The organism is Longispora fulva, from assembly GCF_015751905.1.
Taxonomy (GTDB): Bacteria; Actinomycetota; Actinomycetes; order Mycobacteriales; family Micromonosporaceae; genus Longispora; species Longispora fulva.
In genome coordinates, this window is sequence record NZ_JADOUF010000001.1 from 4,448,443 (window position 1) to 4,463,310 (window position 14,868).

Here is a 14,868-nt window from a genome sequence, read left to right on the forward strand (position 1 = left end):
TGGTGGACGGATGGGTGAAATGGGCGCACAGACGCGGTATCTGGAGCTGTCGGAGAACGACGGGGGCTCGCACAAGTTCTACGAGGTGCGGATCGACGGGGTCGAGCTGACGATCCGGTTCGGCCGGATCGGCGAGCAGGGTCAGGCGAAGACCAGCGCGTTCCCCAGCCCGGACCGGGCGCTCGCCGAGGCGGAGAAGAAGATCCGCGAGAAGATGCGCAAGGGCTATGAGGAGGCGGTCCAGGGCGTGCGCCAGCGCCGCGCGATCACCCGCCGGGAGATCGTCAGCACCCGGTCGACGGCCAACAGCGCCCCGGTGCTGTGGCGGTTCCGGTCGGGCACCTCGGCGTTCGGCATCTTCGTCGACGACGCGCACGCGATGGTCGGCAACGAGCGCGGCCAGATCTACACCCTGACCCTCGACGGCCAGGTGACCCGGGAGTTCCAGCTGCCCGACGGCGTGAAGTGCATCGTCGCCGACGACGACTGGCTCTACGCGGGCTGCGACGACGGCAACGTCTACGACCTGGGCGGCAAGGCTCCCCGGGTGTCGTATGAGATCGCCAAGGACGTCGACATCTACTGGCTCGACATCCACGACGGCGTGCTCGGGGTCTCCGACGCGGGCGGCGGGATCTCGGTGTTCAACCACGAGGACGAGTTCCAGTGGCGCCGGCCGGGCCGCGGCACCGGCGGCTGGATGGTCCGCTGCGACGACCTGGGCGTCTACCAGGGCCACTCCAACGGCGTGACGATGTACGACTGGGAGACCGGCAAGGAGCTGTGGCACGAGGGCACCCAGGGTCAGGTGCTGTTCGGCTGGCAGGAGTCCGACCGGCTCTACGCCGGCACGTCGCGCAACAAGGTGCACGAGCTGACCAAGACCGGCCGCCCGGTCCGGGTCTACCAGTGCGACGCGGCCGTCTACTCGTGCGCGGCGTCGCCGGACGGCCGATTCGTGTTCGCCGGCGACAGCTCCTCCTCGGTCTACTGCTTCGACAGCGAGGGCACCCGGCTGTGGAAGCTCGGGACGGGCTGCGGCTCGGCCTTCTCGATGCAGTACCGGGATGAGCGGCTCTACATCGTCACGACCGACGGCTCGCTGGCCTGTATCGACGCCTCCGAGGCCGCGATCCGCGACGCCCACGCCGGCACGGTGCCCCAGGTCCGCGACGTGAAGGCCCCGAAGCTGGACGCGATCGTGCCGTCGACGACGGTGGAGGTCGTGACCACGGCCGGCGACGGCGGGATCGTCGTGGAGTGCTACCAGGACGGCGGCGAGCTGCGGGTCCGGGTGGTCTCCGGCGGGTTCCACTCCGACTGGCGGGTGCAGTTCCCGAAGCAGATCCGGCAGGCGGGCGCGCGGTATGTCGTGGACGAGGTCCGCGAGTCCGTCCGGGGCGGTTTCTACCGGGCGTACGGGGACATTCGCCGCCTGTCGTAGGCCATGCCGTTCGGCCGGATCACCCCTCGGAGCTGGGGAGATCCGGCCGTTCGCATGTATGGATCTGGGGCTGTGTCGTGTGTAACATATCACCGATCCTGTGGTCGGTGCCCTGTCCCTCCATACCGGCCACACCCAGGTGAGAGGACCCCCTAGTGCGCAGACCCACCGCGATCGCGGCGGGGCTCACGGCGACGCTGCTCGGCGCCGTAGCCCTCGCCGGCCCCGCCTCGGCCGGCCCGCCCCCCAACCCCGCCGCCGACACCGCCCAGCAGGGCCAGGCGGCCCCCGTCTCGCTCAGCCCGCAGCAGATGGAGCTGCAGGCGCTGCGCCGCAAGGCCATGGAACAGGTCACGTCCGGCGCGCCGGCTGCGGCCTCCCGCTCGGTCGCGCCGGCCCCCGCCGGCACCGTCCGGGTCGGACAGAACTACGTCGAGGTCGCCCAGCAGCGCACCGACAAGATCTTCGTGGTGCTCGCCGAGTTCGGCGACCAGGTCGACAACACCACGATGTACAAGGGGCAGGTGCAGTACGGCGGCACCCCCGGACCGGTGCACAACACGATCGTGAACCCGGCCACCACGAACGACAACCACACCATCTGGCGGCCCGACTTCGACCGGGCCTACTACCAGGACCTGTACTTCAACCGCACCAAGGGCGCCAACTCCCTGCGTAACTACCTGCAGGTGCAGTCCTCGGGCCGCTACGACATCACCGGCTACGTCTCCGACTGGGTCAAACTCCCCTACAACGAGGCCCGCTACGGCAGCGACCTGTGCGACGGCGGCGGCCAGTGCCCGAGCAACTGGGACATGGTCCGCGACTCGCTGACCGCCTGGTACAACGCGCAGCTCGCCCAGGGCCGCACCCCGGCGGACATCAAGGCCCAGCTGGCGGAATACGACCAACGGGACCCGTACGACTACGACCACGACGGCAACTTCAACGAGCCCGACGGGTACATCGACAACTACGAGGTCGTGCACGCCGGCGTCGACCAGACCTGGAGCGGGGGCCCGCAGGGCACCGGCGCGGTCTGGGCGCACCGCTACTTCGCGTACTGGCCGGCGCGCGGCACCGCCGGCCCGGCCGGCAACCGCAACGGTGGCACCCAGATCGGGGACACCGGCGTGTGGGTGGGCGACTACCTGACCGGCGGCGAGAACAGCGGCCTCGGGCTCTTCGCGCACGAGAACGGCCACCTGCTCCTCGGCCTGCCGGACCTGTACGCGTCCACGGGCGACAACGGGGTGAACTTCTGGTCGCTGATGTCGTCGGCGTCGTACCTGGGTCGGGAGAACGGCCCGACGGGTGAGTACCCGGGCGATCTGGACGCGTGGAGCAAGCTCCAGGTGGGCTGGCTGAACTACGACCAGGCGAAGGCTGCCACCGACTCGACGCACGAGCTGGGGGTGTCGTCCTACAACACGGCGGACAAGCAGGCGGTGCTCGTGGACCTGCCCGCGCGGCAGATCACCACCGAGCTGGTCGAGCCGTTCCAGGGCGCGACCCAGTGGTGGAGCGGCCGGGGCGACTACCTCGACGAGTCGCTGACCCGTTCGCTGGACCTGTCCGGGGCGACGACGGCCAGCGTGTCGGCCAAGGCCCGGTACTGGATCGAGCAGGACTACGACTACGCCTACGGCGAGGTGTCCACCGACTACGGTGCGACCTGGAAGGGCGTCGGCGGCACGGTCGACGGCGCGCCGATCCCGGCCGTCAACGGCCGCCCGGGCCTGACCGGCACGTCCGCCGGCTGGGTGGACGTGTCCTTCAACCTGGACGCGTTCGCGGGCGGCACGGTGCTGTTCCGGTTCCGGTACGTCACCGACACCAACACCGCCGAGAACGGCCTGCTGGTCGACACTGTCACGGCCCGGGCCGGCGACCGGGTCGTGTTGTCCGACGACGTGGAGAGCGGCGACAACGGCTGGTCGGCGGTCGGGTTCACCCGGATCGGGAAGACCGGGTCGAAGGCGTACCCGCGCAAGTACATCGTGGAGAACCGGCGCTATGTCGCGTACGGGCAGTTCCTGCAGACCGGGCCGTACAACTTCGGTTGGGGCGGGGTCGCCGGGCAGAGCAACCAGGTCGAGCGGTTCCCGTACCAGGACGGCGTGCTGGTCTGGCTGTGGGACCCGTACTTCACGGACAACACCACCCGGTCCCACCCGGGTGAGGGCATGATCCTGCCGGTGGACGTGCGGGCCACCCCGCTGCGGTTCGCCGACGGCGCGCTGGTCAGCGGTCGGGCGCAGTCGTTCGACGCGACGATGGGCCTGAAGTACACCGACAGTGTCACGCTGCACCGGGGCGGGGTCGCGACCGTGTTCCCGAAGCAGGCTCCGGTCAGGGCGTTCAACGACCACGCCGGGACCTACTGGTACGCGGCGAACCCCGACCAGGGCGTCAGGGTGCCTGACACCAACACGGTGATCGAGGTCGTCAAGGAGCACGCGCAGGGCCGTTACACCACCATCCGGGTGCACAGCGCCAGCTAGTCACCCGTGACGGTGCCCGGATCCACCCATCGGATCCGGGCACCGTCAGCGGCTACCCGCCGGTGAGGAACCACTTCTCGATCGAGCGCGCCTCCACCGCCGGGTCCATCACCCCCGTCGAGGACGCCTCGGCCCTGATCGCCGGCCCGTACTCCCGCGACTCCGTCAGCCACTTCACCAGGTCGGCGTCGGTGGCGTTGCGGATCCGCGCGTGCTGCGCCGGCACCAACTCGTCCGGCAACGCCAACAGGAACTCCCGCTGCGCGTGATACGCCTGGTACTCCGACCGCATCGTCCCCAGACTCGTCAGCTCCCCGCGCAGGTGCTGCCCCCGGTGCGCCATCTCGTGCGCCAGCGAGGACGCCATGGTCTCCCCGTCGCGGAGCAGCACGAACCCCTTGTCCCCGGCCTGGAAGTAGTGGCCGTGGAAGCCGCCGGAGTTGAACGCCTGGTAGATCTGCTCGGCCTGGGCGTTGAGTCCGGAGTTGACCCCGGCTCCTTCCAGTACCCGTTTGATCTCCTTGATGCTCGAGGCCTTCTTGCCGGGGAAGAACACCGCCACCTTCTGCTCGTTGACGAGTTTCGCGGCGGCCTCGCCCATCGCCTCGACCAGTGCGGCGTCGCGGTCGGGGCGGGCCGCGGCGAACGCGTCGAGGATCGACTGCAGGGCCTTCTCCACCGACCGGCTGCCGCCGAGGCGCTCCAGGACGGTGGCGATGAGTTTGCTCCGCGAGCCCAGCGGCAGGCCGGCCCGGCCGGAGGCGGCGATGAGTTCGGGGAGTTTGCCCAGCTGGCTGGCCTCGGCGGCGGCCATCGCCCCGCGCAGCGTCTTGAAAGCCGCGGCGGCGCCGACCACGTTCAGGCCGAGGTCGAGCAGGTCGAACGCCAGCCACATCAGGCCCGGCTCGTCCTGGGAGACGGCCTGCGCCTTGTCCAGGGCGGTACCGGTCTCGGCGCTGGCGAGCTGGTAGTCCTTGTAGTGCTCGTAGAGGTTGTACGCGCTGTACGCCGCGCCCACGCCCGCCGACGCCGCCGCGACCCCGGCGAGCACGCTGGTGCCTCCGGTGGGGATCGCGGCGAGCAGCCCGAGCCCGATCGCGACGGCCGCGAAGACCTTGGCGTCGAGTTCGGCGTCGGCTTTGACGTCCGCGGCGCGCTCGTCGACGACCTTGCACTGCCACGGGTTGAGCCCGAGCTGCTTCTTGGTCAGCGCGACGATCTGCGGCTGCTTCCACGGGTTGAACCGGTCGCCGAACGACGCGCGGACCGTGGCGATGTTCTTCACCCGGTCGTCGATGGTCTTGTACAGCGACTCGGCCAGGGCCGCGGAGTCGGCGTCGGCGACCTTGCGCAGCTCGGCGGCGGCGTGGTCGAGCGTGGAGTACGCGGCGAGGACCGGGTAGGTGATCTGTTCCTTCGTGCACGCGTCGTGGTAGGCGTCCTCCTGGGCGACCCAGGCCTTGCGGGCCTCCTCCTGGGCGGCGAGCAGCGCCGGTCGGGCCGGGATCAGGGGACCCCACTGCCGGGCGTCGGCCTCGGCGGCCTTCTGCGCGGCGAAGAACGCCCTGGTGGCGTCGTCGCAGGTCTTGCGCTGGCCGGCCAGCCGGCGCGCGGCGTCCTTGAGCCCGGTCTGGGCGGGGCCGCCGGCCATCGAGTAGTCCTTGAACACCCAGCCGTCGACCTTGAGCCCGTAGTGGGTCATCTCGCTCTTGAGCTGCTGTTCACTGCGGTTGAGCAGTTCCGTGGTGGTCGACATGGCCGCCGGCTCGAACCGGCCGCCGCCGAGCACCACGTCGCCGAGGTCGAGGGTGGGGCTGCCGGTCAGGCCCCGGATCTCGTTCTCCTTCATCGTGACCTCGACCCGCAACCGCTCCCGGACCCGGGCGACGAGTGGCAGGTCGCCGCCGTAGCGCAGGTCGGTGAGCGGGTCGGCGTTGATGAACCGGTACGCCCACGACCGGGTCTGCCGCCACCCCTTCTCCGCGATCATGGCCTCGAGCTGGCCCTGCACCTGGCGGAAGTCCTCGGTGACCTGCCGGTTCTCGTGCACGACGGCGTGCTGGCCGAGCGGGGCGGCGCGGGACACGGCGAGCCGTTGGACGTGCCGGGTGGCAACCCGGTTGCCGGCAGTCGCCTGCAACCGGAGCAGGTCGTGCGCCGGGCCCGGCCGGTCGGGCCCGGGCCCCCGGCCGGGTCCCGTGTCCTCGGCGTGCAGTCGTCTCATCGTCCACCAGCTTCTCCGCCGGCCCACCGGGATGCCAGGCCCGAAGGGGCAGCCAAAAGGGGTAGCGTCGGGGAATGACCGTGATCTACCACCTCACCGAGCCCGCGACCTGGGCCGCCGCCGTGGCCGCCGGCCAGTACACGATGTCGACCCGCGAGGTGACCCTCGCCGAGGAGGGTTACATCCACGCGTCGCTGCCACACCAGGTGCGCGGCGTGGCCGACCGGTTCTACGCGGACGTGCCGGAGCTGCTGCTCCTGGTCATCGACACCGACAAGCTGGGTGCGGAGGTGAAGCTGGAGCAGGCAGGGGCCGAGCTATTCCCTCACATCTACGGCCCGATCCCGGTCGCGGCTGTCAGCGAGGTCGTCGAGGTGGCCCCTGACCGGTCCAACCTGCCCGGCTAGAGCGGCGGCTCCCACCGCAGCGTCACGCTCTCGCGGTATCGAGCGTGTTGAATAGATTTTTCAGTGCTCTTTCCATGTTTTGCGGGATAATCCCCGGGTACTCGAACGGTTGTGCTCATCCGGGAGGGAACCTCATGAAACTCTTACCGCGCCTCGCCGCGACGACAGCGGCCTTCGCGCTGGTCGCCACAGGCTGTAGCAGCAACGACACGAGCAAGTCCCCCGCCTCCGGCTCGCTGAAGGGCGAGTCCGTCCAGGTGTCGGCGGTGTGGTCGGGCGAGGAACAGGCCCGGTTCCAGAAGGTGCTCGACGCGTTCGCCGCGAAGACCGGCGCGACGGTCACCTTCAGCTCGACGGGCAACGACATCGCCACGGTGCTCGGCAGCAAGATCTCGGGCGGCCAGCCGCCGGACGTCGCGATCCTGCCCCAGCCTGGCCTGCTCGCCGACCTGGCGAGGAAGGGCAGCCTGCAGCCGGTCGACGCGGACACCAGGGCCAACGTCGAGAAGAACTACGCCCCGATCTGGAAGACCCTGGGCACGGCGGGCGACGGCAAGCTCTACGGCGTGTGGGTGAAGGCGGCGAACAAGAGCCTCATCTGGTACCAGGCGGAGAAGTTCTCCCAGGCCGGCGTGCGACCGCCGAAGACGTGGGAGGAGTTCACGGCCGCGCTGGGGACACTGTCGGACGCGGGTACCCCGCCGCTCGCGGTGGGCGGCGGGGACGGCTGGGTGCTGACCGACTGGTTCGAGAACGTGTATCTGCGGGTGGCCGGCGCGGAGAAGTACGACAAGCTGGCCAGACACGAGATCCCGTTCACCGACCCGACCGTGGTGGAGACGCTGACGCTGCTCGGGCAGCTGTGGGGCGCGCCGAACACGATCCCCGGCGGTCCGGCGTCGGCGTTGCAGACGAAGTTCGAGCAGTCCGTGACCCAGGTGTTCGGGCCCAGCCCGAAGGCGTCGGTGGTGTTCGAGGGCGACTTCGTGGCGACGAACATCCAGAAGGAGACCGGCGCGAAGGTCGGCACCACGGCGAAGTTCTTCGACTTTCCGGCCGTGAAGGGTTCCCAGCCGGCGGTGGTCGGCGGCGGGGACGTGGCCGTGGCGCTGAAGAACTCGAAGGGCGCGCACGCGCTGCTGCGATGGCTGGCCACCCCGGAGGCCGCGGAGGTGTGGGCGCGGCAGGGCGGGTTCCTGTCGCCGGACAAGAGCCTGTCGTCGAGCGTGTACCCGGACGAGACCAGCCGGAAACTGGGTGAGGCGATCATCGCGGCCGGCAACGACTTCCGCTTCGACATGTCCGACCTCGCGCCGAGCGCGTTCGGCGGCACCCCGGGCAGCGGGGAGTGGAAGATCCTCCAGGACTTCCTCGCCAACCCGGCCGACGTGCGCGGGACGGCCACCAAGCTGGAGGCGGCGGCAGCGGCAGCGTACAAGTGAGAAGGGCGTTGCCATTCCTGGTCCCGGCCGTCGCGGTGCTGGCCGTCCTGGTGCTGTACCCGATCGGGTACACGGTGGTGCGCAGCTTCTTCGACGCGGGCGGGGACTCCTATGTGGGCGTGGACAACTACCGGACGATGTTCACCACGCCTGCGACCCTGACCGCGATCCGCAACAACGCGATCTGGGTCGTGCTCGCCCCGACCGTCGTCACGGTGCTCGGGCTGCTGTTCGCGGTGCTCACGGAGCGGATGCGATGGCAGACGGCGTTCAAGGCCGTGGTGTTCATGCCGATGGCCGTCTCGTTCCTGGCCGCCGGGGTGACCTGGCGGATGGTGTACGACGCCGATCCCGACCGGGGGCTGGCCAACGCCGCGGTGGTCGGGGCGCACGACGCGTTCTCGCCCCCGTCGCGGTTCCCCGGGGTGCGGGCCCGCGACGGGGCCGGGGTCGCCGTCTCCCCTGCCGGCGACCTGGAGCTGCCGGCCGGCTCCGGGGCCCTGTTCCCCCTGGTGGGGCTGGCTCCGGAGAAGATCCCGGCCGGGGCCGTGCCCGCCGCCGCCCCGGCCGGTTCCGGGGTGCGCGGCGTCGTGTGGCTGGACTTCGCGGTCGGCGGCGGGGGCCGGCAACGGGTGATCGACCCAGACGAGAAGGGCCTGCCGGGGGTCGCCGTCGAGGTGGTGCGCGCCGGTGCCGTGGTGGCCAGCGGCGAGACGGACGCCGCCGGGCGGTTCGCGTTCCCGCGGCTCTCCGGCGACGGCTACACGGTCCGGCTGCCCGCGGCCAACTTCGCCCCTCCCTTCCGGGGCGTCGACTGGCTCGGCCCGGCCGTGGTGACCCCGGCCGTGATCGGGACGTACCTGTGGATCTGGGCCGGGTTCGCGATGGTGATGGTCAGCGCCGGGCTGGCCGCGCTGCCCCGGGACACCCTGGAGGCCGCCCGGATGGACGGCGCGTCGGAGTGGCAGGTGCTGCGCCGGATCACGGTGCCGCAGCTGCGCCCGGTGCTGATCGTCGTGCTGGTCACCATGGTGATCAACGTGTTGAAGGTGTTCGACCTGGTGCTGGTGCTCGCCCCGGAGGCGGTGCAGGCCGACGCGAACGTGGTCGCGCTCCAGATGTGGCGGGTGTCCTTCGGCGGGGCCCGGGACTACGGGCTGGGCAGCGCGCTCGGGGTGCTGCTGTTCTTCCTGGTGCTGCCGGCGATGGTGTTCAACCTGCGCCGACTCAAGCGGGAGGGCACATGAGCACGCCGGAACGGGCCCGGGCCGGCGGGGTGGCCAGGCGGCTCGGCGAGGTCGTGCTGGTCCTGATCGGACTGTTCTGGCTGACCCCGACGATCGGCCTGGCCGTCGCCAGCTTCCGCCCGGCCAGCGCCAGCAACTCCTCCGGCTGGTGGACGGTGTTCACCGCCCCGGGCCAGCTCACGGCGGACAACTACGTCCGGCTGTTCGGCAACGAGCGCATCGTGTCCTCGCTGTGGAACACGGTGCTGATCACGGTGCCGTCCACGGTGCTCGTGGTGGTGCTGGGCTCGATGGCCGCGTACGCGTTCGCGTGGATCGAGTTCCCCGGCCGCGACTGGTTGTTCCTGGTCGTGGTGGCGCTGATCGTCGTGCCGGTGCAGGTGGCCCTCATCCCCGACGCGGAGATCTTCGGCGAGCTGGGGCTGTTCGGCGGCATCCCGGGCGTGGTGCTGTTCCACGTGGCGTTCGGGCTGCCGTTCGCGATCTTCCTGTTGCGCAACTTCTTCGCCGGGATCCCGAAGGAGCTGCTGGAGGCGGCGCGGATCGACGGCGGGGGCGAGGCGGTCATCTTCCGGCGGGTGGTCATGCCACTGGGCTGGCCGGCGATCGCGTCGCTGGCGATCTTCCAGTTCCTCTGGGTGTGGAACGACCTGCTGGTGGCGCTGGTGTTCGCGAACCCGGACTCGGCCCCGATCACGTACGCGATCCGGGAGCAGACCCGCTCGTTCTCATCGAACATCGACGTGATCGCCCCGGGGGCGTTCCTGTCGATGGTCATCCCGCTGGGGGTGTTCTTCGCCTTCCAGCGGTACTTCGTCCAGGGCGTGATGGCCGGCTCGGTGAAGTAGCGCGGGGCGGGGGCGGGCCGGGGACAGCGCCCCCACCGCCACCGCCCCGAGCGCCATCGCCGCCCCCACCAGCTGCCACCCACCCAACGCCTGGTCGAGCGCGATCCACCCGATCGTCGCCGCCATCACCGGGCTCAGCAGCCCGAGCATCGACACCTGGGTGGGCTGCAGCCGGGTCACGCCCCGGAACCACAGGCTGTAGGCGAGGATCGCGCCGAACACCGACAGGTACCCGAATCCGAGGACGTTGCGGCCGGTCAGCTCCGCCGGCAGCCCCTCGAAGCCCAGGGTCACGGGGAGCAGCAGCGCCCCGCCGATCGCGAGCTGCCAACTGGTCAGCGCGAACAGCCCCTCCGGCGGCGCGCCCCACCGCCGGCCGAGCACGGTCCCGGTGGCCATGATCATGGTGCCGGCCGCGCCCGCCGCGAGGCCCAGGCCGTCGATGGTGGCGGTGGCCCGCAGCACGACGAGGGTGACGCCGCCGAGGCCGACGATGCCGGCGACGAGCATCCGGGGGTTGGGGACCAGCCGGAGCAGCGGGTAACCGAGGCCGGCGGCGACGAACGGTTGCAGGGCCGCGACGATCGCAGACACGCCGCCGGGCAGCCGGTACGCCGACAGGAACAGCAGCGGGAAGAACGCGCCGATGTTGAGCACGGCGAGGACGACGGCCCGCCACCGCCACGCGCCGTGCGGCAGCTTGCGGACGAAGAGCAGGAGAACGAGGCCGGCGGGCAGCGCGCGGACGGTCGCGGCGAGCAGGGGCCGGTCGGCCGGGAGCAGCTCCGTGGTGACGAAGTAGGTGGAGCCCCAGATCAGCGGGGCGAGAGCGGTGAGCCACATGATGTTCTCCGTTAAACTTCTCAACGTTGAAGCAATACAGGTACCTTAACATGAAGAGGTTCAACGTTGAAAGATATGGTGGACGGCTTCCTCGAGCAGTGGCGGCGCGAGCGGCCGGACCTCGACCCGGCCCCGATGGGGATCATCGGCCGGGTGTCGCGGCTCGGCGCGCTGTTCGACCGGGAGCTCAAGCGGTTCTTCGCGGGTCACGGCCTGGAACGCTGGGAGTTCGACGTGCTGGCCACCCTGCGCCGGGCCGGCGCGCCGCACGAGTTGACCATGGGCGCGCTGCTCGACCACATGATGGTCACCTCGGGCGCGATCACGAACCGGATCGACCGGGTGGCTGCCCGCGGCCTCGTCGAACGACGCGCGGACCCGGCCGACCGACGGACGGTCCGGGTCGGGCTCACCGACGAGGGCCTGCGGGTGATCAACACGGTGATCGCGGACCATCTGGACAACGAGCGCCGGATTCTCGCCGCGTTATCGGCGGGTGAACAGGCGGAATTAGCTGTTTTGCTGCGGTCCCTGCTGATAGGCCTCGGGGACAGTCCACAGTAAACTTGGCCCCATTTGCTGATCATCGCGAGTCGGGGCTGGGGCCGGAATGACACAGAACTACATTTCACGGGTACTGGACCTCTTCGCCCGGTATGGCGACCGCGAGGCGATCGTCGCCGACGACCGGCGGCTCACCTATCACGAGCTGATCACGGGCACCCTGTCGATCGCCGCGGCGCTGCATCGGGAGGGGCTGCGGCCGGGCGTGGCCGTCGGGGCCCTGGCGAGTACCGCGCCGGAGGCCGTGATGCTCCAGTTCGCCGTACACATGATGGGCGGCCGGATCGCCTGGATCGCCCCGAACTCGCCGGCGGCGTTCCGTGAGCGGTTCCTCGACCTGGCGGCGGTGGACGCGTTCGTCTACGACGCGCGGGCGTACGCGGAGGCCGGCGCCAAGCTCGCCGCCGGTACCGGGCTGCCGGTGCTGTGCCTCGGGCCCGGCGGGGAGGGGCCGGACATCACCGCCGGCCCCACGGTCGGACGGGTCGAGGACCTGCCCTTCGACCCGGCGGAGGTCACCGGGGTGCCGCAGGCGCTGTTCCAGACCAGCGGCACGACCGGGCAGCCCAAGCTCGTGCACCACACCCAGCGGTTCTTCGACACGGCGCTGGCGTTCGCCGCCCAGTACGTGGAGTCCGGGCAGCACGCGATGAAGCACCTGGCGCTCGGCGGGTTCTGGGTGGTCAGCTCCCAGATGCCGGCGCACATGGCCCTGCTCACCGGCGGCACCTACTACACGGTGTCCTCGTTCGAGACGGTCGCGTTCCTCGAGCTGATCGCCCGGGAACGGATCACTGACACGCTGCTCACGCCCCCGTTCCTCTACTTCCTGCTCGACCACCCGGCGCTCGCCACCGCCGACTGCTCCAGCCTGCTGCGGGTCAACGTCGGCGGGGCCCCGGTGGCCCCGAGCCGGCTGTCGCAGGCGATCCGGCGGCTGGGGCCGGTGCTGCGGACCGCGTACGGGATGAGCGAGGCGCCGATCATCGCGGCGTACCAGAACATCCCCGACGACCCGGCCGTGCTCTCCTCCGTCGGCCAGCCCTACGGCGACCTGGAGCTGGAGATCCGCGACCCGGCCGGCGCGCCGGTGCCCGTCGGCGAGGTCGGCGAGGTGTGGCTGTCCGGCGGCGTGATGATGGTCGGGTACTGGGGCCAGCCGGAGCTGACCGCCGAGACCCTGGTCGACGGCTGGCTGCGCACCGGCGACATGGGGTATCTCGACGCGGTCGGCAACCTGTTCCTCGTCGACCGGGTGAAAGACATGATCCTGACCGGCTGGGGCTCGACCAACATCTACGCCCGGCCGGTCGAGGACCTGCTGGCCTCGCACCCCGGGGTGCGGGCGGCGGCCGTGATCGGCGTCCCCAGCGAGCGGTACGGCGAGGTCGTGCACGCCTACGTCGTGGCGGCTCCGGGGGTGCCGGTCGAGGTCGAGGAGCTGCGCGAGCTGGTCCGCACGGGGCTCGGCGGGGGCTGGACGCCGGAGGGGGTGGACTTCGTCGACGCGCTGCCGCTCACGGAGACCAACAAGGTGGACAAGAAGGCGCTGCGGGCCCGTTACCAGGCCGGCTGACCAGGCGGTAGCGGTGACCACCGGGCGGCGCGTACGGCCCCGCCGGTGGTCACCACCACCGGACGCCACGGTCGAGCGGAAGGCGCCGACGTGAGCTTCATGCACACGGGCGGCCGGGACTACCGCCGGGCATAAGGATCACGCCAGTACACCGGCTGCGGACGGCGGCGCGCGTCGGGGACGGGACGGCGAACCCCTGGCTGACGTCGGTGCCGAGTGCGGCGGACCGCCGCTGGAGACCGGGGCAGGTGTCTCCCGTACCCGGAAAAGGGTTTCAGTCCTTGTTGATCAGGAGCGCGTCGGCCGCGGAGGCGATCGCCGTGCGGCACTCCTCCGCCGTGTCCGCCACCGCCACCGCCAGGGCCAGCCGGCCCGTGCCCGTGCCGTGCGGCCGGTGCGCGACCGTGCCGACGGACACCGTGATCACGGTCTCGTCGACGGCCGGGTGCAGCACGTCCTCGGCGAACCGGATCGAGTCGATCGTGGTCTCCTCCTCCGCGGAGAAGAACCGGACGGCCGCGACCCTGCGCGGCGCGGTGCCGGGCACCGGGGGTCGCCCGCAGGCCACGTCGCAGGCCGCGAGGCCCTCGTCGGTGCCGGTCGCGAGCTGCGCGAGCCGGGTGATGTGCCCGCCGGCCATCCGCCCGTTGATCTCGATGATCTTCGGCCCGGACTCCGTGAGCATGATCTCGGTGTGCGTGATCCCATCCTGGTAGCCGATCGCGGCGTGGGCCGCCCGGAGCACGTCCAGGAGGGCCGGGTCCGTGAGCAGCGGGTCGGCGGCGTCGACGGTGTGGCCGACCTCGACGAAGTACGGCGCGAAGCCGTTCTCCTTCCGGGCCAGGCACAACACGGTCAGCTCGCCCCCGTGCAGCGCGCAGTCGACGCTGATCTCCTCGCCGGTCACGCACTCCTCGACCAGCGGCGCGTACACGTAGTCCGGCACGCCGCCGACCGGGTTGCCGGTACTGTCCGCGTACCGCTCCGCGAGCTCCTCCGGCGCGTCGACCCGCAGCACGCCCATCCCGGCGAGCAGGTCGTGCGGCTTGATCACGACCGGGTAGCCGATCTCGGCGGCGGCGACGCGGGCCTCGTCCAGGGAGGTGACCGGGATCGAGCGCGGCTGCGGCACCCCGGCGGCGTCGAGCGCCCGGCGGGTCAGGTTCTTGAACCGGCAGGCCGCCGCGGCGTCGAGCCCGGCGTGCGGCAGCCCCAGCCCGTCGGCGACGAACGCGACCTGGGTCACCCGGGCCTCGTCGTAGGTGATCACGCCGCTGATCGGGTCGCGGGCGTGCAGCTCGCGGGCGGCGGCGAGGGTGTCCTCGGGGTCGCGGGTCAGGTGCTGGGTCCAGCCGGTCAGGTAGGGCAGTTCCCACGACGGCTCGAAGCTGGTGAACAGGTGCAGGCGGTAGCGCTCCGCCATCGTGCGCAGCAGGAACTCCCGGGACGCGCGGGTCCCCGTGCGCAGCATCAGCACCAGCGGCCGGTCGTCGGTCATCGTGTTCCTCTTCGGCGTCCTGTGCGGGGAGAAAAAGACGGTGGGCCCCGCCGAAGCGGGGCCCACCTGCGCTACTAAGCGGCAGCGGCTTCCTTGACCTGCGGCTCCGACTCGAACTTGATCTGCGGCTCGTCCTCGATGCGGAAGCCGGCGTCCTTGACCTGGGGCTCGATTTCAATGCGCATTATATTTCTCCATCCATGAGTGCAATGAAAGGTCGTACGAGACAAGGATTAGTCGATCACCGAGCGATGTCAAGGATGGTCATCGC

11 protein-coding genes are annotated in these 14,868 nt (G+C 70.8%); 8 read left to right on the plus strand and 3 right to left on the minus strand.

The window, feature by feature from the left end:
* The first annotated feature begins 19 nt into the window (after positions 1 to 19).
* Both IW245_RS19725 and IW245_RS19730 read left to right on the plus strand, forming a co-directional pair.
* Positions 20 to 1,444 (plus strand): WGR domain-containing protein, encoded by a 1,425-nt coding sequence (locus IW245_RS19725; RefSeq protein WP_197004648.1) that lies wholly within the window; start codon positions 20 to 22, stop codon positions 1,442 to 1,444.
* A 155-nt stretch (positions 1,445 to 1,599) separates the two neighbouring features.
* Positions 1,600 to 3,948: an immune inhibitor A domain-containing protein gene (locus IW245_RS19730; RefSeq protein WP_307788898.1), complete on the plus strand. Its 2,349-nt coding sequence runs from the start codon at positions 1,600 to 1,602 to the stop codon at positions 3,946 to 3,948.
* Between the two features lie 52 nt (positions 3,949 to 4,000).
* Here IW245_RS19730 and IW245_RS19735 read toward each other — a convergent pair whose 3' ends face one another.
* Positions 4,001 to 6,172, minus strand: a complete 2,172-nt coding sequence (locus tag IW245_RS19735) for a hypothetical protein (protein ID WP_197004649.1) — start codon at positions 6,170 to 6,172, stop codon at positions 4,001 to 4,003.
* Positions 6,173 to 6,246: 74 nt separating this feature from the next.
* On the opposite strand from IW245_RS19735, the gene IW245_RS19740 reads away from it, so the two are divergent.
* The 4 genes from IW245_RS19740 (at position 6,247) to IW245_RS19755 (ending at position 10,116) form a co-directional block, all read left to right on the plus strand.
* Positions 6,247 to 6,579, plus strand: coding sequence for a DUF952 domain-containing protein (locus IW245_RS19740; protein WP_197004650.1), 333 nt, complete (start codon positions 6,247 to 6,249; stop codon positions 6,577 to 6,579).
* Positions 6,580 to 6,713: 134 nt separating this feature from the next.
* Entirely contained in the window at positions 6,714 to 8,021 is a 1,308-nt protein-coding gene (locus IW245_RS19745; protein ID WP_197004651.1) for an ABC transporter substrate-binding protein, read from the plus strand.
* A gap of 8 nt (positions 8,022 to 8,029) precedes the next feature.
* Positions 8,030 to 9,268, plus strand: coding sequence for an ABC transporter permease subunit (locus IW245_RS19750; RefSeq protein ID WP_231398870.1), 1,239 nt, complete (start codon positions 8,030 to 8,032; stop codon positions 9,266 to 9,268).
* Positions 9,265 to 10,116 carry a carbohydrate ABC transporter permease gene (locus IW245_RS19755; RefSeq protein ID WP_197004653.1) on the plus strand — a complete coding sequence of 284 codons (852 nt, stop codon included), beginning with the start codon at positions 9,265 to 9,267 and terminating at the stop codon, positions 10,114 to 10,116. The genes IW245_RS19750 and IW245_RS19755 overlap by 4 nt, the downstream gene beginning before the upstream one ends.
* Here IW245_RS19755 and IW245_RS19760 read toward each other — a convergent pair.
* Complete coding sequence (locus IW245_RS19760; RefSeq protein ID WP_197004654.1) at positions 9,997 to 10,959, minus strand: EamA family transporter; 963 nt, start codon at positions 10,957 to 10,959, stop codon at positions 9,997 to 9,999. The two genes, IW245_RS19755 and IW245_RS19760, sit on opposite strands and share 120 nt — an antisense overlap.
* 75 nt (positions 10,960 to 11,034) lie before the next feature.
* Between IW245_RS19760 and IW245_RS19765 the strand changes: the two genes are divergently transcribed.
* Positions 11,035 to 11,523, plus strand: a complete 489-nt coding sequence (locus IW245_RS19765; RefSeq protein WP_269216164.1) for a MarR family winged helix-turn-helix transcriptional regulator — start codon at positions 11,035 to 11,037, stop codon at positions 11,521 to 11,523.
* Positions 11,524 to 11,569: 46 nt separating this feature from the next.
* The gene (locus IW245_RS19770) at positions 11,570 to 13,099 is read left to right on the plus strand and encodes an AMP-binding protein (protein WP_197004656.1); all 1,530 of its coding nucleotides are present in this window, start codon (positions 11,570 to 11,572) and stop codon (positions 13,097 to 13,099) included.
* A gap of 274 nt (positions 13,100 to 13,373) precedes the next feature.
* On the opposite strand, the gene IW245_RS19775 is transcribed toward IW245_RS19770, so the two are convergent.
* Positions 13,374 to 14,597 (minus strand): ATP-grasp domain-containing protein, encoded by a 1,224-nt coding sequence (locus IW245_RS19775; protein WP_197004657.1) that lies wholly within the window; start codon positions 14,595 to 14,597, stop codon positions 13,374 to 13,376.
* Between the last annotated feature and the right edge of the window lie 271 nt (positions 14,598 to 14,868).

Bases quoted from the DNA above. Each gene is read 5' to 3' on its own strand.
- IW245_RS19760 (WP_197004654.1), bottom strand. From the start codon at position 10,959: ATGTGGCTCACCGCTCTCGCCCCGCTGATCTGGGGCTCCACCTACTTC.
- IW245_RS19745 (WP_197004651.1), top strand. From the start codon at position 6,714: ATGAAACTCTTACCGCGCCTCGCCGCGACGACAGCGGCCTTCGCGCTG.
- IW245_RS19740 (WP_197004650.1), top strand. From the start codon at position 6,247: ATGACCGTGATCTACCACCTCACCGAGCCCGCGACCTGGGCCGCCGCC.
- IW245_RS19755 (WP_197004653.1), top strand. From the start codon at position 9,265: ATGAGCACGCCGGAACGGGCCCGGGCCGGCGGGGTGGCCAGGCGGCTC.
- IW245_RS19770 (WP_197004656.1), top strand. From the start codon at position 11,570: ATGACACAGAACTACATTTCACGGGTACTGGACCTCTTCGCCCGGTAT.
- IW245_RS19765 (WP_269216164.1), top strand. From the start codon at position 11,035: ATGGTGGACGGCTTCCTCGAGCAGTGGCGGCGCGAGCGGCCGGACCTC.
- IW245_RS19775 (WP_197004657.1), bottom strand. From the start codon at position 14,597: ATGACCGACGACCGGCCGCTGGTGCTGATGCTGCGCACGGGGACCCGC.
- IW245_RS19725 (WP_197004648.1), top strand. From the start codon at position 20: ATGGGCGCACAGACGCGGTATCTGGAGCTGTCGGAGAACGACGGGGGC.
- IW245_RS19735 (WP_197004649.1), bottom strand. From the start codon at position 6,172: ATGAGACGACTGCACGCCGAGGACACGGGACCCGGCCGGGGGCCCGGG.